The organism is Corynebacterium sp. ES2775-CONJ, from assembly GCF_024814515.1.
In the GTDB taxonomy this organism is placed as follows: Bacteria; Actinomycetota; Actinomycetes; order Mycobacteriales; family Mycobacteriaceae; genus Corynebacterium.
Window position 1 is genome coordinate 1 of record NZ_JANUXT010000003.1, and the last position, 19,718, is coordinate 19,718.

Consider the following 19,718-nt stretch of genomic DNA (forward strand, 5'->3'; position numbering starts at 1 on the left):
CCTCACTAATTCCCCAACCACCAGTGCACGTTTCGATACACCAACTGGATCAGAAACCATAAGCAACGCATCCATGGCAACTGCTGGTGGTGATAACCCGCATGCCACCGATCACCACACACTCGGGGTAAGTAACCCACATAACCCCACCACCATTAACACCCACCAAGCAAGTACCACCCTCACTTCCCCTCACGGGGCAGGCCTTGCTGGGGCGGGGGCCTCGCCAATGACCACCACCGCAGCAACAACCACCACACACACTAGTTTTGCCACCGGTGGTGGTCTCCCACCGCATGCGTATGCAACACTAACAGGTAAAAACCCAACCACTACCAGTACTCCTTATAGTGGTCTTGGAACCGGAGGAAGCATCAGTGACCGTGGGATTTTAGGTGCAAACGCCCAAGATCATTCCTCCCTCAACTCCCGCTCGCGTTTATTAGGTTCCAAAGATGGGACTGGTTATATCGGTCACCGCACAACTGGTAGCCGCAACAGCACTACCTCAGGTGACGTGGCTCGTCGTGGTGGTGCGTTTGCCGACAATGGTCTCAACCAGCGGGGCACTCCTCGGGGTTCTTCTCCTGGTGTGCACGGGCTAGGGGGTACTGGTGGTGTGGGGTCGAACGGTCCGGATGGGTCGTCGGGGACTTCCCGCGGATTGAATTCCTCCGGTGGGGCGGGTTCGTCTCAGTCGGGTTCTCAAGGGCGTGGGTTTGTTCCGATGATGAATCAGGCCCAGCCTGGTGAGGATCAAGGGCGGAAGCAAAAGCGTCGGATTAGTAATCCGGTTGAGCGTGAGGGGAACCTTCGGGATCTTCTTGGTGATCCCCCGGTTGTGATCCCTAAGGTAATCGGTGAGTGGATCAGAGACGAGGACACCAACTAACACCACTCTAAAAGAGCACCACCCAAACGACATTTCCGAGCCCTATTCGTCTGCCGATAACAAACGCTGTCTGTAGTTTAAGGATACGCCAGCTTGAGGGTCTAGAGATCGTTACAGGAAATGTAGAGGTATGACCCTATATTTTATCCTGCGCACACTGAGGTTTTCACCGTCAGCTCTTATTTAACTTGAATGCAGAGTGCGGGCGAAAAACCTTAGTGCCCCAGCACCCTTGGGAAAAATCTAGGTATAGTGCGTTTGCAGCGAGCTGTGATATCGACGGTGTTTTATCCAGCAACTGCTAGAGCGCTTTCAACCCTATGGGATACCTCGTCGGTTTTCAGCCTAACCAGTATCGGACGCTGTGTATGCGTTGCTGTTAATTCAGGCGTCTACCATCTCACAAGTGGTATAGGCCGCCGCCATAGACCCTGCGAATCGGAGTCCGGCTGTCCAAGCCACGCCGCTTCCGTAGACCTCGCTAAGGAATGGGAAGGAGCGATGATCCATCAAATACGGTTACTATTTGGCGCAAGCGGTACTGAACATTTTTTTACTCAAGTGATCTCAAATCAAAAGTTATCCATGCAGTGCGAAGCCTATGCAGTCTACTCACAGAATCACATGGGACTGGAACATTTGTTGAGTACGGACGCACCATCTAAAGGGTATGAGAGCTTCGAAGCTTCTATCTACCAGCGATATCTAACTGGAGTTTCTAAACAACAACATGCAGATAATAAGGGGTTGCAGTCCTACAAGCGTGACGAGTTTGTGGGAAGTGCAGTTGAATCTCCCAGGGTCTTGAGTCTAATTTCGACAGCGATCAGGACCGACTTTTTTCCGAATATATATACAAGCTACACGGTGTCTGGAAGGCCCCCTAGATCGAATTGGGTTCTTTTCGGTAATGTGAATGCAGGCATTCTCGCCTGCATGAGCAGTTGTGCCAGCGCAGGGGATGTGGAGCTCGGGCGACACCACCTGGCGAACACTACCTTCGAATCGGGTTCGAGAAAGTTCTCAACATGAGACACTATGGTTCGGCAGCGATTTCGTGCTCAAGGTGGGGCCGTGGTGCAGGAGTTTATTGCCGCTGAGCATTATGTGGGCCGATCATCTAGGCACGGCACTAACAACAAAATGAGACGTGCAACTACATGGAGAGTTTCTAACTTGCTATGCAACTGGCCTTGAAATACTTAAACGTTGGCGAAAACCTCGGGGAATCTAAAGTTTCATATTTTGTCCGCAAACCGTCTAATAACGATGCCCTGGTAACACTGCCACTAGACGGGCAAGAAAAAGAGGCAGTCGGTAGATTTCCACCGGCTGCCTCGTAGATCCCTATCCGCACTCTTTAGTATTCGCGGAATTGTACCCCGTACGGGATTTGAACCCGTGTTACCGGCGTGAGAGGCCGGCGTCCTAGGCCACTAGACGAACGGGGCATAGAACTAAGTGGATAGAACCACTTGCTGGCCTACCAGGACTCGAACCTAGAACGAGGGTACCAGAAACCCTTGTGTTGCCAATTACACCATAGGCCAATGCTGCTGCGCTTGAAAGCTGTTTCCGTGCGCAATGCAACGAAATGATATTTAACCAGTTACACCTCTCGAAAGCAAATCGCGAGCTAGGCGACTAGATCTTCTGGCTCTATTTCGACTTACTGCTGAGGAAATTCCAGATATAGCCCGGCAGGGATGGATCGAGTATCCACTTATGCGGTTGTCCATCGATCCGAATATGCTGCGTCTCAGCAGTACATCCACGATAAATATAACGCTCCCCATTCCCAAAGCGGTCGACGTCGGGAGTAGATTGTGAACAGCCGTTGCGTACCGCCTCAAAGTCGGCGGCGAAACGTGGCGCATAATAGTAGGCGCCGTGCCGTTTACCCCCCTCATAGGAAATGATTTGGTCCTCTGAGGAGTGCACGAAAAGCCCGGGCATCGGAGAACGCACGCAGCCGTCTAGAGTGGGAAAGTAGAAGGCGGCGGAGACCGTGGCAATCGCGGCGAAAGTTTCCGGCATCTTACACCCTAGGGCTGCCGCCATTCCCCCACCATTGCTGAAGCCCGCAGCGTAGACACGGTTGCGGTCGATTTTATAGTCGCGATCGATCTGCTCAAGGATTGCTCGTATGAAATCCATATCCTCTGAAGCCGTGGCTTTAGCGTAGGGAGCCCCCTCCCACGCACTGTCAAGCCCTTGAGGGTAAATCGCGATGGCTTCCTCCCAAGCTTTGGTATTAGCGAAGCCAGAATGTTTAACGAAGGCCTCTGCACCTTCTTTCCACCCGTGAAAGGCGAAAAGCACTGGAGCGGGAGCGGGATTGTCTAAATTGTACTGAGAGCCTATATGGACGATATATCGCCTGGTAATACCACTATCATCTCGCATTTCTACACTGTGCTGCATACCTGGAGCCACCGGAGGAACAGGGTTGTAGCTATGATCCTCACCGTAACGAGCTACGTTTCGAGACAGAATATCCGCGCGCTCTTCGACAGCAGCTAGTTGGGGTTCCAAGAATTCTTCGACTCTCGGGGTCACCGCGTCGAGATGCAGCGGATCGGGTTGTGTGGAGCTGAGATCGTGCAGCGGGAATGCTATGAGTGAGCCGGCCAATGCTCCTATTAGAGCGCTAGTAACAAGACCACTCTTGGAGTGCGTCCGATGCCTTCGACGATTTATCATGATAGCTCTCAGTTTAACGGGATAAATGGGATTTCTGAGTATTCATCTCCGTTTGTTAGAATCGTGTTACGTTCTCAGGGCGGGGTGAAACTCCCCACCGGCGGTAAGACTTATATGAGTCGAGCCCGCGAGCGCCACTTTCCTTGGAGGTGGGTCAGCAGATCTGGTGCAACTCCAGAGCCGACGGTTATAGTCCGGATGAAAGAGAGCAGAAGTTAGCTGCAGCTAAAGACTGTCGATGGTTGCTCAACAAAGCAACCATACCGGCCTCGGCGCGTGGTTTCTTTTCAGCTCTGGTTATGAAGACTAAAAGAGAACCGCTCGTGAGGGCTCTTTCTTTATATCCAGCGCTCTAAGGAGAATGCTTCGCTTTTCACCTTGAGGATTTGCGTATTCCTACTACCTTCTGGAGTTTTATCGTGAATCTTCTCACTACCCTTCTTGATGCCACCCTCGTTATCGGCGGCGTCCCCATTTTATGGCGCGAAATCATCGGTAACGCCTTTGGTCTTGCCTCAGCAATCGGAGGCATGCGCCGAGTTGTGTGGGCCTGGCCTGTCGGTATTATCGGCAATCTGCTACTGTTTACTGTTTTTCTTGGGGGAGTCTTTCACACTCCACAAAACCTCGATCTCTACGGCCAAGCAGGGCGCCAGGTTATGTTCCTCATTGTCAGCGTATACGGGTGGTGGAACTGGTCGAAGGCGAAACGCCGCGGCATAAGGGAGGCTTCAGGGACTAATCCCAGCCGTTCAATTATCAGCGAACCCCACGATGAAGCAGCTGCAGTGGAACCACGGTGGGCCACTAATAAGGAGCGCCTCGGTCTAGTGGTCGCCGCTGTTGTTCTGACTGCTACTCTCGCCTGGGTCTTCTCGGCTCTGGGATCGTGGGGGCCTTTGGCCGACGCATGGATTTTCACCGGTTCGCTTCTCGCTACGTACGGCATGGCTCGTGGCTGGACTGAATTCTGGCTAATCTGGATCGGGGTTGACATCGTAGGTGTACCACTATTGCTAAGCGCAGGCTACTACCCGTCAGCCATCCTGTATATCATCTACGGCATTTTCGTTATCTGGGGCTTCTTTGTATGGATGCGAGTGCAACGAAATGCTGCGCGATCTCCGCTAGCTTCGGCTGAAGTTTAACAAACAAGACCCCTTAAACCTCATATCGGTTAAGGGGTCTTGTTATCGGGCAGCGGGTCCTGGCTCAGACTAGTTGACTATTTGGAACGGAGTCTGCTCCAAGGCACGACGAAGTCTAAACAGAGTGGAATCCTTACCGAGCAATTCCATGGACTCGAAAAGTGGCGGTGAAATGGCCTCTCCAGAGATCCCTACTCGCAGTGCTCCGTAGGCAATACGCGGCTTGAGTCCAAGTTCTTCGATTAGGGCCGTCGATAGCGCCTTTTCAATCTCAGGAGTTGTCCAATCAGCTATCGCTTCTAAGGCCGCAATACCGGCGCGAAGTGGTTCGAGGGCAGCCTCTTTGAGGTTCTTTCGTGCAGATTTTTCATCCAAGATGAGATCTTCATCGGCCGTAACCAAGAATTTTAATAACTGCCAGGCGTCTGAGAGCGTCTTGATGCGAGTCTGCACTAATTCTGCAGCAAGGGCGAACTTCTGCTTCGGGTAGTCCGCGGGGAAATCGTAATACCGCTCTAAGTAATCGCGTAGCCGATGCGTGAAATCATCGAGCGGAAGCAAGCGAATATGATCGGCGTTGATTGCTTCGAGCTTCTTTTGGTCAAAGCGAGCTGGGTTTGCAAGAACATCAGTGACCTCGAAATTCTCCACGAGCTCCGTCACACTGAAAATATCGCGCTCCGAGGAGAGCGACCAACCCAGCAACGCTAAATAGTTCAGCATTCCTTCAGGAATAATGCCCTTATCGCGGTGGTGAAAGAGGTTAGATTCGGGATCGCGCTTGGACAACTTCTTATTGCCCTCCCCCATAACAAAAGGCAGGTGGCCAAAGGTGGGAGTGTGCTTGGCAACACCTATCTCCTTGAGGGCCTCATATAAGGCAAGCTGGCGCGGAGTTGAGGGCAGAAGGTCCTCGCCACGCAAGACGTGAGTGACGCCCATCAGGGCATCGTCTACGGGGTTGACCAGTGTGTACAGCGGAGCACCGTTAGATCGGGCAACTACGAAATCGGGCTGGGTTTGACGTTTGAACTCGATGTCCCCGCGCACTAGATCGGACCAACGCCAATCATTCTCAGGCATCCGTAACCGCCACACTGGCTGGCGGCCTTCAGCCTCAAACGCGGCGATCTGCTCCGCGCTCAGATCACGATCGAAGTTATCGTAGCCCAATTTCGGATCGCGACCAGCCTGCTTGTGACGTTCTTCTACTTCTTGAGCGGTTGAGTAGGCGGGGTATACCCATCCTGACTCTTTAAGTTTTTCCAGCACATCCTGATAGATCTCCATACGCTGCGATTGCCGGTACGGGGCGTCGGGACCGCCGATATTGACGCCTTCGTCCCAGTTAATTCCTAGCCACTCGAGAGAATCAATAATCGCCTGATATGATTCCTCGGAATCGCGGGCGGCATCAGTATCCTCGATGCGGAAGATCAGCTTTCCCCCCGTATGGCGAGCGTAAGCCCAATTGAAGAGGGCGGTGCGCACCATGCCTACATGGGGGGTGCCAGTTGGTGATGGACAGAATCGTACGCGTACTTCAGACATGGTTACTTAGTGTAGTTCATCGACACGTAGATATGCCTCTTGGAATCTATCAGGCGCTAGAAAAGGTGAAGCTTCAAGATTCCAGAACTTATTAGCGCACAGATTTTTAGTCGAAGATAACGTGCTTAGTCATGCCCTACTAGTCGAATCCTGGTTGATACGTGGGTCATACTTGGGGAGACCATAGGTAGGTTCCACAATTGTCAGTCACTCTGCACGCATTCACACCGGTTTTCCTAGCAGAATTCGCCCGCGGCAATCTCTAGCCTTTGCAAGGGGCCTGGTTGAGAAGCTCTTTGATTATTTAGTTCACATACGAGGAGATCTGGGAGCTAGTCGAGACTGTGCCCGTGCTACACGACACTCGTGAGCAAGCTGCATAATCTCTGCGAACACTACGTGGAGATATAGCCTTATTCAATCGTGACAGAGAGTTCTTAAACAAATCCAGACAAGGTGTGCTGCGAATAGCAACAAACATTATTCAGAGAGCTATATTCGTCCAACATAAAGACCACTGCTTCCTATCCGCACGGCACAACACTAAAAATCTTTTCCGCTCCATACTCTAAACCTTCCTGCTAATCAAAACCCGAGGTGACCTCTATGGAGAAGATGCAGGCAGCTCGTTAGGGCCTACTCGTTATCGTTTCGCCAGCTATATATTTCAGCCGCCGCGGACAGTAGGAAACTATCGGCACCGTCCTAAGAAAAATCAAAAATTATGATCAATTGGGGCACCATGGCCCACAACTTCTCTCTTGAGGTCTGCTGTGGTCAATAAGTTTAGGCCCTGACACCCCGTCCAATACCCTGCCCGATAAAGCCGTGACGAGATACCTGTGATCAACCGGCGAGACTATCTATACCCATGTGCCCGACGAGGAGAATATATGTCTCCCTGGCGCTTTCTCCCAAAGGTACACCGCCCTTAAGTCCCTAGCTTCGTTACTGACGATATAGCGTCACTTTGAGAGATTAGGCGAGAGATTAGGCGATTTTGAAGTTGTCTATACGCCTGCACGAACGCGTAGGCGCTGGTGGGTGGGGTCACGAAGGTAGTGCGATCGTTGCGAGATCAGGGCTTCTCATGGATGCTTGAAATGTCTTCGCTACTCTGGCGACGTTCTGGAAGGCGTTGATATTGGCAGTTTCACCATTATGCTTGACATCACGTTACGGAAGGCTGGAAGGGTAAGCACTATGCACACGAGAACCATTGGAGAGGTCGCGGAACTCTACCAACTGACCAAGCGGACTCTCCACCACTGGGATGATATCGGGCTTCTCTCCCCTTGCACCCGGTCATGGCAAGGTCATCGCCTTTACAGCAATGATGATATCTCGCGTCTGCAGACCATCATTATCTTCCGCACCATCGGAATGAGCTTAAAAGAAATTTCGGCGCTGCTCGATAGTGATGATTACCCCCATAATCTGCGGCCATATCTCCACCAGCAGCGAGCCTACGTGGAACAGCAAATCGTTTCACTGCACGCAATGCTCGGTGAGATTGACGCACTATTGTCCAAGGAGACACCCGTGAGCGAAACCGATGTGAACCAAGCCCTAGCCCCATTATGCTGCCCACCAGGTTGTTGCGACCCCGCAACCTGTGATGATCAGCAGTGCTGCCCTCCTGGAGCAACAGCTGATAGTCCTTGCTGCTGCGCCGACGGTGCAAAATCGGAGCTACCGGTAGTGGAAGACACGCATGATTGCTGCTGTTCTTCTGACAAGAAAGCTGCCGAATAAAAAATTGGCCTAAGCGATATATATCGTTTAGGCCAATTTTTTATGCCCGTTCTACTGGGTTAGCAAGTTTTCCCAAGCCTGGAATCTCGATTTCGATGCGATCACCTGGAACCATTTCCGCGGTACCAGCTGGAGAACCAGTGAAGATAATATCGCCTGGCAATAACGTCATAGAGGCCGTAATAAACTCGATGATCTCCCCGATATCCATAATCATCTCCCGCGAATTTGAATTCTGCTTCGTAACAGTCTCACCCTCATGAGTTAAGTAGGCCCTAATCGGTACGTCCTCAGTATCAATGGCGTCGAGATCGGTCTCAATCCATGGGCCGATGGGTGCAAATGTATCGATACCCTTTGCCCTCGCCCACTGGTGATCGGAAAATTGCAACGAACGAGAGGATACGTCGTTGACGATGGTATAGCCAAGCACAACCTGCCTCCAGTTATTGGCACTGACATTTTTGCACGGCTTTGCAATGACGAGCCCTAATTCACCTTCAAATTCCACGTTGTGGGCGAAATCGGGAATCCTGATGGGCGCCTCAGGCCCCACTACTGCGGTCGGCGGCTTGAGAAACAGGGTGGGTGGTAACTCTTCGGATGTTTTTCCAAATAGTTCCCTAACGTGGTCGGCATAGTTACGGCCCACTGCCACAATCTTGCTCGGCAGCATCGGCGCAAGAACCTTGACCTCCTCCAACGGATACTCTTTACCGCTATAACGGGGAGAAGTAAAAGGGGTACCCTCAATAACCCGACACCACTGCTTGTCATCGCGAGACTCAACAGTGCAGAAAAACATTCCATCTGGGGTAGCTATTCGTCCAAATCGCATAAACAGAGATTCTAACCTAGAATATTGCGCGCTACCCCATCAAACCTTTGGCGGTTGCAGCCGGTAGATGAGCTTGTTGGGCGAGAAATAACTCTGCGCAGGCTAGAGCGTCGGTCAATGCGTTATGGTTGCCATAATCAGGAAGACCGTAGCGCCGACGCACTACGGCTAGTCTCAGGTCTTCCCCCCGCGGATAGGTTCCCATGCGCTCCATATGGCCTCGCTCGATCTGAAAGGTATCAACCGTATCGAAGGAAAAGCTCGCGGCGAAGTATTTCTTTGTCGCCCGATTGAGAAATTGGGTTTCTAGGGCGGTGAAGTGATTGAGCATCAATCGTCCGTGCATAGCGAACACAAGCCTTCTTATAGCATCGGGTTCGTTCAGCCCGTGCGCCACTTCATCGTCAGTCAGATGGTGAATGGTGGCGGAGGATCCTACTAGGTGACCACGCACTAATTCATAGCCTGCGCTCGACATATCTATGGTTGGCCCATTGACAGCTACCCAACCGATCGCGAGGATATTGTCCGTATGAGGATTCAGACCCGTTGTTTCCATATCCACAGCTAGAAGCTTCAGCTCAGCAAGCTGAGCATCTAGACTTGGGATGCCAGAGTCTAAAAATGCTTGATACTCTGCAGTTATTTGAGGTCTTTTTAAGAAACGAAACATGCCTATCGACTCCTGCTAGATGGTGCGCACGGGATATGTGGTGGCTAGCGCTGTTTGCATGCTCTTGATAATGCCGAAGGCATCCCTTAAGTGTTCGCGGTCCATTTTCCCCAAGAGTATGGGATCGATGTGGTAATCAGGATGTAGTCCGCCGCGAATCTGCTTTCCTTGATGCTTAAAAGTCAATGAGTTAAGAAAATCAAAGGAGTCGATCAGATTCTGGGCACCCTGGGCGCTGACGACTCCGTGCTCGTGCGATACCTTTAGCCGGTCACGAGTGGAGATCTCACTGACACCGGCAGTGATTGCGTAAAGTCTTGCCATTTGCACAATAGCCGCTATTCCGCCCTTTTTAATGTCCAGGGTGTGCCGGTATTCACCGTCACGTTCGAGCACAAATCCACGAAAAAAACCTAGGGGAGGTTCTCGACGCGCTGCAAGGGCCGCCAAGTGTGCGTGAAGGCGTCGTGCCTTATGCGCCATTTGATAGGCGGTTCGGCGAACCATATGCTCGAGTTCCGTCTGACCAAAAAGAGAGCGCATATCGAAGAAGGTCTGGACGTAGAGGAGGGAGTCTGGTTCGGGGGCGGTGATCCACCGGTGAAAGGAAGTAATCCACTCGTCTTCTGTCATTCGCCACGTTGGGTTGGAGACCATCATATATCCGGGGCACAGGGGTTGGCCGGCGGCTGCAAGATGCCGGCTTGTATAATCACCAAGTGCTTGAAAGTAGTCGCCATGGAGTTTTTCCTCATAGCTATTATCTAGGATCAAAGCATTATCTTGGTCAGAAGCAAATCCCATCTCACGGCGTCCCTGGGAACCTAGTGTGATAAAAGAGAACGGAACGGGTGCCGGGCCCAGATGCTCAATAGCCATCGATATAATATGGCGGCCGAGGGCGTCGGCAGACACATTCATCACGCTGGAGATTTCTCCTGGGGAGGAACCCCGTTCAATAAAGCGCAACGCCACCTCACTAGCAGAGGTGTGAACCTCTTGAAGCTGCTCAGTGGTGTATTTATTCTTAAGATCCGCAAGTAGATAAATCGGGTCTGATTGCAGCAATCGCATAATGTCGGGGGAACTGACGATACCAGCCAAAGTTGTGCCATCAAGGACAGGCAGGTGGTGTATGGAAAATTCGGTCATCATGAGCATGGCCTCAAAAGCTTGTGCCGTCGTAGCGATAGTGACCACATTGGTGCTCATGATCGTGGAGAGCGGCTGACTTACGTCAAGAGCGTTGGCTACTACCTTTTTTCGAAAGTCTCGGTCGGTCACGATCCCTACGAGCTGAGAGTCCTCAAGAATAATAAGAGAGGACACATTGGTCTTGTGCATCCTGATGGCGGCATCTTGAATACTGGTCGTAGGGGATGCTGTCGTGGGGTTTGCCACCATGAAATCAGAAATAGAGCGACGCAAAAGGTCTGTTGCAGCTCCTTGACGCAAAGTCGTGGCGGTGGCGTGGATGCGGCGAGTGTGCGAGGCGAAATAGCGAGCAAAAGCCTCGTCGTGATTAGCTATTCGCCTAAAGCTGGCCTCAGGAATGAGATAAAGAAGACTGTCTTCACACGCTTCGAATGAGTACTTTAGGCTCTCGCCGCTGATGAGGCTGGAATACCCGAAGGAACGGCCAGATTCGCGCCGATCTACGAGGATATTGTCTCGATCGAGAACGTCGACGGCTCCCTGGCGGACGAGGTAAAGAGTGGTATTGGCATCACCAATATTCTTAATTCGCTTGCCGCGGCGAACGTAACTGATCGCGAGTTCAGTAGCGAGCACACTGAGGATTTCGCTGGGGAGTTGGGCATAAGGCGCTTGAGTGGAGAGAAAAGCGGTGACTTCTACTGATTCAACTGTCATCTTCCCCACTTTAGTGCGTGAAGCAGAAGTATGTATCCCCTAAGGATAGGGATCTGTGAGACTATCTCCCCCGCTTTGTGGGTAGAATTCAATTCTCGGCTCTAATTCGGGAATAGAGATATACACAGATGAAGAGGATGTGACGCATTTTACCCAGCGCGAGCAGACGCACATCAACCCTCGTGCGAAGATACGCACCTGCACCTACTGGCTCGAGATAGCAAAGCCTACTGAAATAAAAATCGCGGCAGCCTCGACCCCCGTGTTCGAAGCTGCCGCAACTCGCTCCCCATATGGCCCTTTAATCTGAGCGCTCCCCTCAGGCGGGCTACCTTATCCCATTCCTATCCGAGATCAAGTTGGAAGGCTACAGCCCCCAAGTCAGCTGCGATTGATTCCACGACATCATCGTCGACGGGGCGATCCACTCGCAAAATCAAGACGGCTTTATCACCAGAGGACTCTGTGGTCAAAGCTGCGGCCACAATATTGACCCCATAATTGCCCAGAGCAGTACCGACACGCCCCAATGCACCAGGTGTATCGGCATAATTGAAGAATAGGTTAGTGCCTTTAGCTCGCAGATCGATGCCGCGGCCATTGATGCGCACGATTTTTTCTTCGCGGTCGAGCCCCGTGAGGGCACCAATCAGTGAAATCCGAGAGCCGTCAGCTGCAATCGCCGTGACATCTAATACCGAGCGATGCGATACCGACTCGGAACGCGTACTCACCTCCAAAGACACTCCCCGTTCTTTGGCAATCATCGGTGCATTCACGAATGTGACTTGCTCATTGACAATCCCAGCAAAGAGGCCACGCAGTGCCGAGAGGCCAAGAACTTCCACATCCTCGGTGGACAATTCACCGCGAGCTTGCACCTCTAAGCGGATTGGGGCTTGTGCCAACATATGGCTGACGGTCAGGCCGAGCTTACGCGCTAGTTCGAGCCACAGGGCTACTTCTTCACCCACTTGACCCGCAGCCACATTCACCGCATCAGGGACAAATTCGCCGGCTAAGGCTCGCAGGCAAGAGGCCGCCACATCGGTACCAGCACGATCTTGTGCCTCAACAGTCGACGCTCCCAAATGAGGGGTAACTACCACTTCATCGAGGTCAAATAGCGGAGAATCGGTGCACGGTTCAGTGGCGAATACGTCAAAACCAGCACCCCTGATGCGCCCACTGCGTATCGCCTCAGCTAGAGCGTGTTCGTCAACCAATCCCCCTCGCGCTGCGTTGATAATAATCTGCCCGGGCTTAGCGTGAGCGAGCAGTTCAGCGTCGAACATTCCCGCGGTCTCCGGAGTCTTGGGTAGGTGAATCGTTATAAAATCAGATTGCTCAACCACCTCCACCAAAGACAGCAGCTCCACGCCTAATTGGCCTGCACGCGCCGGGTTCGCATAAGGATCAAAGGCGATAATTCGGGCCCCGAACGCCGTGAGACGTTGCGCGAATAACTGTCCGATATGGCCAAAGCCGATAATGCCAATCGTTTTACCGTAGATTTCTACACCGTTAAAGGACGAGCGTTTCCACTTACCGCGGCGCAGCGTTGAATCAGCCGCCGGAATTTGACGAGCTGTGGCTAGTAGTAGCGAAATTGCATGCTCGCACGCCGAGTGGATATTTGAGGTGGGTGCATTGGCGACCATAATTCCCAGCTCTGTGGCTGCCTGGATATCGACGTTGTCCAGCCCCACGCCCGCGCGACCTACAATCTTTAGACGAGGTGCCGCCTGCAAAACCTCTCGGTCTACCGTAGTCGCTGAACGTACTAACAGCGCGTCAGCCTCTGCAACTGCTGCCATCAATGCCTCACGATTGGGGCCATCAACCCAGCGAACCTCAACCTCATCTCCAAGCGCATCAACAGTTGACTGCGCCAATTTATCAGCAATTAAAACTACGGGGCGATGTGAAACGCTCACGTTGCATATTCTCCTTGACAGGTGGGTTTGGCCGGATGAAATATCACCCATAGGCTCTTAGTGACGGTCAATACTGATATTGACTATGTGTAGTGTATCCCACACCTTAGCGAAGAGCAGGAAATTCTTGGCTCTTTTGACTACGTTTTAACATCTTCAACCGAGGTTGCACCTGGTCAATATCAGCTACCGCAAGCGGACTATCGGGAAGTAGCTCTAGAGCTGGATGGTAATACGGCGGTAATTCCGCCGCTTCCTTTAGGTATTTCTCTTTTCCCACAATCAAGTGGACATAGGACAGCTCATCGTAACGCGTAGTGAGAGGAAAATCAGTAATAAATATTTTTTGTGGCAGATCCTGCGCCCTCACGACTAAAGAAAGCCACTCGCTGGCTTTTTCCACCTCACGATTGTCCGCCGTGTGATCCTCGGTATCTCGAGCCGAATCGGTGTGGAAATAAACCCCCACATGAGGCGCAATAACTTCCGCTTTGAAGCGTTGCAATTCTTTAAAACTGCGGACCTTGATGATTCCGTATGCATCGGCATCCTTGAGCTGCTCCAGCCATCCATCCAACTCCGATAGATTCGTATTGTCCATATCAAAGAAAACTGCTGGGCTAATAACGTGATCATAAAGTTTACCCATCTCCGCGCTATCAGCCCGCGCTTGGGCCAATCTTTCGGTGAAGATGCCGCTATGGTCCACCCTCTTAGTCGCAGGCATCTCTACCGCCGCAATCGAGCGCTGCGGGAAGACGAGGCCGCGTCGACCCGGACCTGGCTGATATTGTGTCAGCTGCTCACCTGCCTCGATTCGATCTGCAAGTTCTGCGGCACTACCAAACTGTTCACCCAGGGCCACTAATGGATGATTGGATAATCCTGCTACCTTGCGCATACTTTCCACGCTAAAGCGGGGATCAGGAAATGCCAGAACACGTATTTTTGCACCGAAAGCTCGCGTGCTGGCAACTGCTGCAATACTTGAATCTGCGGATGCAATTACAATGGGGGCAGTATCTGCGTCGCGTTTAGAATTCAGCGGGAAAGGGCGCAATTTTTGGCCACCGTCTGGACGGCCAAAACGCTCTTGCGGGCTCATGTCAGCAAATTCTTCATCCCATGCAGGCACCAATTCAACGGCCTCATCTCCTGGGAGCTTAGCCACACTGCGGATCACAGATTTTTGATACGTTATCGCTTTGCGCTGGAATTGCAGTGCGGTGAGGTCCCCTAGAGCTACCGGAGTTAACGTATCTTTGATGATTGCTACATCCCCACTGAGCGAGGCCAAAGGCACATCTCCGACGAGTAAGATAGTTTTGACGCCCAGGCGATCGATTTCGGCGATAATATCGTCGCGGTCGTCGTCAGTCATGGTCAGCATCGGAGCATGAGCAACCACTGCGATGCTGGCTGCACGCAACTGGTGGGCAATATCTGCGTCTGAAATCACCAGAGTTTCCGCAGCCTCGAAGAAGTGTCTTACCGCCGCAATCCCCGAACCAGTGTCGCTTAATACAACTGGTTCCCGATCGAATATAGGATTGACATGGTGCCCTAGATTCCTGGTTCGCGATTGCTCTAGATGATCGGCAACTTGAGTAGTTGGAATCGCTGAAATCTGGCGAGCCGGATCAGTGGTACACGCGCCGAGCACCAACGACGCTAGCAGGACGCTTGACAGTATTTTCCAATAACGCATGAACTACTTGCGGGCATCCACGAAGGCACCTGGGCCCTCTTCTCCAGCGTGAAGGTTATCTTCATCAACATCTAAGATGGCTGTGACTCCCATGGCTGACTCGATCATCTTCAGAATCTTATGGCGTCGATCATGAAAGAATTCTCGGGCATTGGCACTAAAGAGTAAGTGAGAATCAATGAGATGGGAATTCAATACGGCATCGAACTCCGCATCGTCAAGCAGACTTTTCAGCTGAATTCGGTGCAGGTAGCGCGCAGGCGAGTTCTGCTCCAGCATCACATATGTGCGCCGCGACATTGGGGTCCGGTTGAGAACCGAATCTGATAGAAATTCTTCGATGCCGTTTTCCGCGCACCACTCGGTCGGGAAAATCTTGCGGAAATGTGTGCTGAGGGCGTGGAAATTTTCCCCGTCGAACCTAGAATTGCTGCGCCAATCTATAGCACCGCGCCCCATGATTAAAGCATAGATGCCTTTATAGAGCCCAGAATGTGGGGTAGCAGAATGCAGTCGTGATTCCACAAAGCGGGCTTGAGCAATGGTTTTTGGCTCTGGTACGCCCCTGGAATTGTTGTAATCAAGAATCCACTTGGTTACTTCATCGACATCTTGGCTTGTTCGCACCATGACAGCTGGGGAGCCGTAGAGTTCGCCAAATACCCCGCACCAGAACCAGCGATTCAGGCGGTCAAGTGCTGCTTGGTTGTCCAAGACACTGTCATCGAGAAGGGCTCTGATCGCGGCTAGGGGTACCAATTGGGCACTATAGGGCACTTGGTCAATGGAATGAATACAGCGTTCAGTGAGGAAGTCACCGACGTGTTCAAATGCAGATCGCAGATTTTCTGCGGCCTCTTTGTACTCCTCGAGCGTGAGCTGCAGAATTGACTGCCTGAAACCTGAAGCTTTGCCCTTGTTGTAGGTGCAATAGAGGGCAACAGCAGTGAGGAATTCGGTGCGCCCAATTTCTGCTAAAGCTGGGTGGGCATTAAGGACCCGCTGGGTTTTGCGCCAATCATCGGCTAGGTGAAAATTCTGGTCCTGGGCAGCAAAGATTGCAGTGATGAGCTCGAATACGTCCATTTGCTGACCCACGCTATTAGCATGGGCAAAAATCGATCCGATTCCAGCCTGGGCAGTATCACGATCCAACCTGATAATGGGGATTTGGTAGCGCACTAGTGGCTTGATAACCCGGGTATAAAATTTCTTTGCCACGTCATGGGAGGAAGCAACAGCTATATCGAAGAGTAGATCTGTACCTTTTTCAAAGAGTAAATCTGCCACTGGAATATAGCCATAGGTAGATGCAGTATCGGAGTCTGGAAGTTGTGCAGAAGGGCCGAAATGCGAACACACAACACCTTGTTCATCAACTGCGATGACAGCATCATCTGGAATGATTTCTTCTGCTGTAGCGCGCTCAACATTAACGTAAAACCGCCGACGCACCCGCTTATGACGAAAGTCGACGCTTTCGACGATTCCACCACCACGGAGGCAATGATACAAGGTAGTCAGGCGTTGTTGTCCATCAAGGAGCAGCATACCTGGACCCAGGCCATGATCTGGGGCGCCGGCGAGGGGGCGCGGACGGAAACGGAGTACCTCGTTGCGCGTGTCGAGCGCCATGAATGCGCCGATGGGGTCGCCCCGTAAGACTGAAATGATTAGAGTGCGGATTTGGTCGACATCCCACCGGTATTCGCGCTGGAAATCTGGCAGTTGGATATCGCCGCGATCTACACGAGCGAAGAGATCGAGAAGATCATAACTTGGGGTGCTATAAGCCATAATTTTAGCTTAGCCGATGATCAGCACGTCGTCTCGTGCCTTTGGTGCCCGGGGCCTTCGAGCTGCACTGTTGAGTGCTCGATACCAAAATCGAGCAAGCGATCTTGAACTTTATCCAAGACGGTACACGACCCAATGGACATATCGCGATCGACTACGAGGTGGCAGGTGGCGATTAGTTCATTGCCGTCAAGTGACCAGACGTGTAGATCATGTACTGTTAGCACATCATCGATATGGGTAAGCGCTAGCTTAATCTCGGCCATGTCTACCCCTAGTGGCACCTGTTCCGTAATCACCCTTAGCGATTCCCATGCCAGCTTCATGCTCCGCGGAAGAATGAGGGCTGCGATGATGAGCGAAGCTACCGTATCAGCCCATATAATTTGGTAGAAGATCATGGCGAGGGCTGCGATGATTACGGCAATTGATCCGAAGAGATCGACGAGAACGTGTAAATAAGCACCGCGCATATTCATGCTGGAGTGACTGTGTCCGTGCAACACAAGTGCCCCGAAAATATTTGCCACCAAACCTATGATGCCTACTCCGAGCATTAGTGGGGCGTTGATCTCTTCCTGGGCGAAAAAACGCATGATCGCTTCCACTACGATCCACAACGAGATAATCGAAACGCTCAGCGCGTTCGCTAAGGCGGCTACCACCTCTAGTCGGCGGTAGCCGTATGTTGCGGTATCGCTTGCAGTCTTGCGGGCGAAAATGATGGCTAACGCGGCTACTAGAAGTCCTGTTGAATCCGAGAGCATATGCATCGCGTCAGAGACGAGGGCGAGCGAGCCAGATATATATCCACCAATGAGTTCGGCAAAAAAAATTGTCGCGGTGAAAATAAGAACTGTTAGGAGTGCTTTTAGACCCTCCGGTGCGTGGCTATGATGATCATGATCGTGGTTGTGGTTATGGTTGTGATCATGGCCATTACTGTGGTCATGGTTGTGGTCATGATCATCATCGCGGGCATGGCCACGACCTACAAGCACCTTGGACTGCTGGGGCACACTGTGCTCCTGATCGTGCGTGCGAGGAGTCGGAGCGGTCTGGGACTCGGAAGCGTCACGTGCGCGGATACTATAGCGACGCGCGCCTCGCGAGCGAGTTTCTCCCGGGCGACGGCTGTGTCCGTGGTTTAAATGACGTCGTTTCCTGCTCATAATGCTACCCTAACCTGTACTTTCATTAACTTCAATATAATGAAAATAGATATTCATATCAGTCGGTCTTTTTGGGGTTTTTCTTAGAAAGGCGAGAGCAAAAAAATGGGGCGACCGTCGACATACCCGGCTCGTTGCCATCGCTTACCGGTCGTTTCCGGTTACTTATTTCGAAGATATTTATCGCTGACACAATTTACGAGGCTAGACCTCCACGAAGACGGTTCGACGCCCCCGCACGTTAAGCAAATTCTCACAGATCCAATACTTCTTCTCATTAGCTCTAATGTGCCCACATTGAGCACTCGGATGCGACAAAGCGAGCTTTTAAGGTGGGTGTACCCGAAAGTCCAGCCCACACGCTACAGAGCACGCAAGAACACAAGTTACAACCAGATGATGGGAATTGGTCGGCAAAGTAGAACTTAAGAGGTAGCTCTAAGAGTAGCTCTATCGAAGCCCAGCTCTCCTACTCTCAACACATATCCCGAACCTCACCAGGCTTGTACCCAATGTCGAATAGTAAGCTTGGCAGAGCAAAACCCCTCGGAATACCCGAGGGGTTTGAGGGTCAGCAGCTACCTAAACTCTAGGCAGTGGCATCGAGAGGATTTTTAACCCAGCTCATAAGATCGCGCAGTTTCTCGCCAGTCTCTTCGATCTGGTGTGCAGAAGTCTCAGCGCGCAACTGTTCAAGCCGCCGATTGCCGTCTTTGATATTGGCTAGGAGCTGCTCTGTGAAGGAACCGTTCTGGATATCCTGCAGAATTTCGCGCATGCGTGTCTTCGTATCCCCATCAATGACACGAGGACCAGACAGGTAGCCGCCGAGCTCAGCGGTATCGGAAATCGAGTAATTCATATTAGCCAGACCGCCCTCATAGATGAGGTCAACGATCAATTTCATCTCATGCAAGCATTCGAAATAAGCCATCTCCGGCTCGTAGCCAGCTTCAACGAGGACATCGAAACCATTTTTAATCAGCTCTTCGAGGCCACCACACAGCACAACCTGCTCACCAAACAGATCAGTAACAGTCTCGGCCTCAAAAGTAGTGGGGATAACCCCGGCGCGAGCGCCACCGATGGCTGCAGCATAAGACAGGCATAGCTCCTTGCCGTGACCGTGAGGGTCTTGGCCTACGGCAATCAAGCACGGCACCCCTTTACCGTCGACAAATTCACGACGGACGAGATGTCCAGGGCCCTTAGGGGCGATCATTCCTACGGTTATATTCTGCGCAGGCTCGATCAGTTTGAAGTGAATATTGAGGCCGTGGGCAAAAAGGATTGTATCGCCGTCTTTTAAATGTGGTGCAAGGTCTTCCTCGTAGACTTTGGCCTGGGTGGTATCGGGAACCAAGACCATGATGACATCTGCCCATTCGGCGGCCTCGGAATTTGTTTTAACGTCGAAACCGGCTTCTTCAGCCTTTTGACGTGATGGGGAGCCTTCGCGCAAACCGATAACGACCTCGACTCCTGAGTCACGCAAATTCATCGCATGGGCATGCCCTTGGGAGCCGTAGCCCAAAACCGCTACCTTGCGGGATTGGATGAGGGAGAGATCAGCATCTGCATCATAGAGCAGCTCAATTGCCATGAAAAAAGGACCTTTCTGTTAAAGAATATGAGTCACACGAGAGTTTCCTAGTGGGGACTCTGTGAAACT

12 protein-coding genes, 2 tRNA genes, 1 pseudogene and 1 riboswitch are annotated in these 19,718 nt (G+C 51.9%); of the genes and pseudogenes, 3 read left to right on the top strand and 12 right to left on the bottom strand.

Annotated elements, in window-relative coordinates; translation table 11 throughout:
• A pseudogene (locus NXT01_RS04040) lies at window positions 1-892 on the top strand (hypothetical protein); the annotation flags it as partial.
• A gap of 1,378 nt (window positions 893-2,270) precedes the next feature.
• On the opposite strand, the gene NXT01_RS04045 reads toward NXT01_RS04040, so the two are convergent.
• The 3 genes from NXT01_RS04045 to NXT01_RS04055 all read right to left on the bottom strand — a co-directional run bounded on the left by NXT01_RS04045 (window position 2,271) and on the right by NXT01_RS04055 (window position 3,526).
• Window positions 2,271-2,343: transfer RNA gene (locus NXT01_RS04045), tRNA-Glu, on the bottom strand.
• Window positions 2,344-2,370: 27 nt separating this feature from the next.
• Window positions 2,371-2,442, bottom strand: a tRNA-Gln gene (locus tag NXT01_RS04050).
• Between the two features lie 109 nt (window positions 2,443-2,551).
• The gene (locus NXT01_RS04055) at window positions 2,552-3,526 is read right to left on the bottom strand and encodes a PHB depolymerase family esterase (RefSeq protein ID WP_259077818.1); all 975 of its coding nucleotides are present in this window, start codon (window positions 3,524-3,526) and stop codon (window positions 2,552-2,554) included.
• A gap of 135 nt (window positions 3,527-3,661) precedes the next feature.
• Window positions 3,662-3,809, top strand: a riboswitch (FMN riboswitch).
• A 205-nt stretch (window positions 3,810-4,014) separates the two neighbouring features.
• On the opposite strand from NXT01_RS04055, the gene NXT01_RS04060 reads away from it, so the two are divergent.
• Entirely contained in the window at window positions 4,015-4,743 is a 729-nt protein-coding gene (locus tag NXT01_RS04060) for a nicotinamide mononucleotide transporter family protein (RefSeq protein WP_259078430.1), read from the top strand.
• 69 nt (window positions 4,744-4,812) lie between these two features.
• Here NXT01_RS04060 and gltX read toward each other — a convergent pair whose 3' ends face one another.
• Window positions 4,813-6,294, bottom strand: a complete 1,482-nt coding sequence (gene gltX / locus NXT01_RS04065) for a glutamate--tRNA ligase (protein ID WP_259077820.1) — start codon at window positions 6,292-6,294, stop codon at window positions 4,813-4,815.
• Window positions 6,295-7,497: 1,203 nt separating this feature from the next.
• Here gltX and NXT01_RS04070 point away from each other — a divergent pair.
• Complete coding sequence (locus NXT01_RS04070; protein ID WP_259077822.1) at window positions 7,498-8,049, top strand: MerR family transcriptional regulator; 552 nt, start codon at window positions 7,498-7,500, stop codon at window positions 8,047-8,049.
• Between the two features lie 40 nt (window positions 8,050-8,089).
• Here NXT01_RS04070 and NXT01_RS04075 read toward each other — a convergent pair whose 3' ends face one another.
• The 8 genes from NXT01_RS04075 to ilvC form a co-directional block, all read right to left on the bottom strand.
• The gene (locus tag NXT01_RS04075) at window positions 8,090-8,887 is read right to left on the bottom strand and encodes a fumarylacetoacetate hydrolase family protein (RefSeq protein WP_259077824.1); all 798 of its coding nucleotides are present in this window, start codon (window positions 8,885-8,887) and stop codon (window positions 8,090-8,092) included.
• 31 nt (window positions 8,888-8,918) lie between these two features.
• Window positions 8,919-9,560 (bottom strand): exonuclease domain-containing protein, encoded by a 642-nt coding sequence (locus tag NXT01_RS04080; RefSeq protein ID WP_259077827.1) that lies wholly within the window; start codon window positions 9,558-9,560, stop codon window positions 8,919-8,921.
• A 15-nt stretch (window positions 9,561-9,575) separates the two neighbouring features.
• The gene (locus NXT01_RS04085; RefSeq protein WP_259077828.1) at window positions 9,576-11,432 is read right to left on the bottom strand and encodes a putative nucleotidyltransferase substrate binding domain-containing protein; all 1,857 of its coding nucleotides are present in this window, start codon (window positions 11,430-11,432) and stop codon (window positions 9,576-9,578) included.
• Window positions 11,433-11,776: 344 nt separating this feature from the next.
• Window positions 11,777-13,369, bottom strand: a complete 1,593-nt coding sequence (gene serA, locus NXT01_RS04090) for a phosphoglycerate dehydrogenase (RefSeq protein ID WP_259077830.1) — start codon at window positions 13,367-13,369, stop codon at window positions 11,777-11,779.
• A 106-nt stretch (window positions 13,370-13,475) separates the two neighbouring features.
• Window positions 13,476-15,077 carry a hypothetical protein gene (locus NXT01_RS04095; protein WP_259077833.1) on the bottom strand — a complete coding sequence of 534 codons (1,602 nt, stop codon included), beginning with the start codon at window positions 15,075-15,077 and terminating at the stop codon, window positions 13,476-13,478.
• Window positions 15,078-15,080: 3 nt separating this feature from the next.
• Window positions 15,081-16,874: a DUF262 domain-containing protein gene (locus NXT01_RS04100; protein WP_259077835.1), complete on the bottom strand. Its 1,794-nt coding sequence runs from the start codon at window positions 16,872-16,874 to the stop codon at window positions 15,081-15,083.
• 20 nt (window positions 16,875-16,894) lie between these two features.
• Window positions 16,895-18,046 carry a cation diffusion facilitator family transporter gene (locus NXT01_RS04105; RefSeq protein ID WP_259077838.1) on the bottom strand — a complete coding sequence of 384 codons (1,152 nt, stop codon included), beginning with the start codon at window positions 18,044-18,046 and terminating at the stop codon, window positions 16,895-16,897.
• A 589-nt stretch (window positions 18,047-18,635) separates the two neighbouring features.
• The gene (gene ilvC, locus NXT01_RS04110; protein ID WP_259077841.1) at window positions 18,636-19,649 is read right to left on the bottom strand and encodes a ketol-acid reductoisomerase; all 1,014 of its coding nucleotides are present in this window, start codon (window positions 19,647-19,649) and stop codon (window positions 18,636-18,638) included.
• Between the last annotated feature and the right edge of the window lie 69 nt (window positions 19,650-19,718).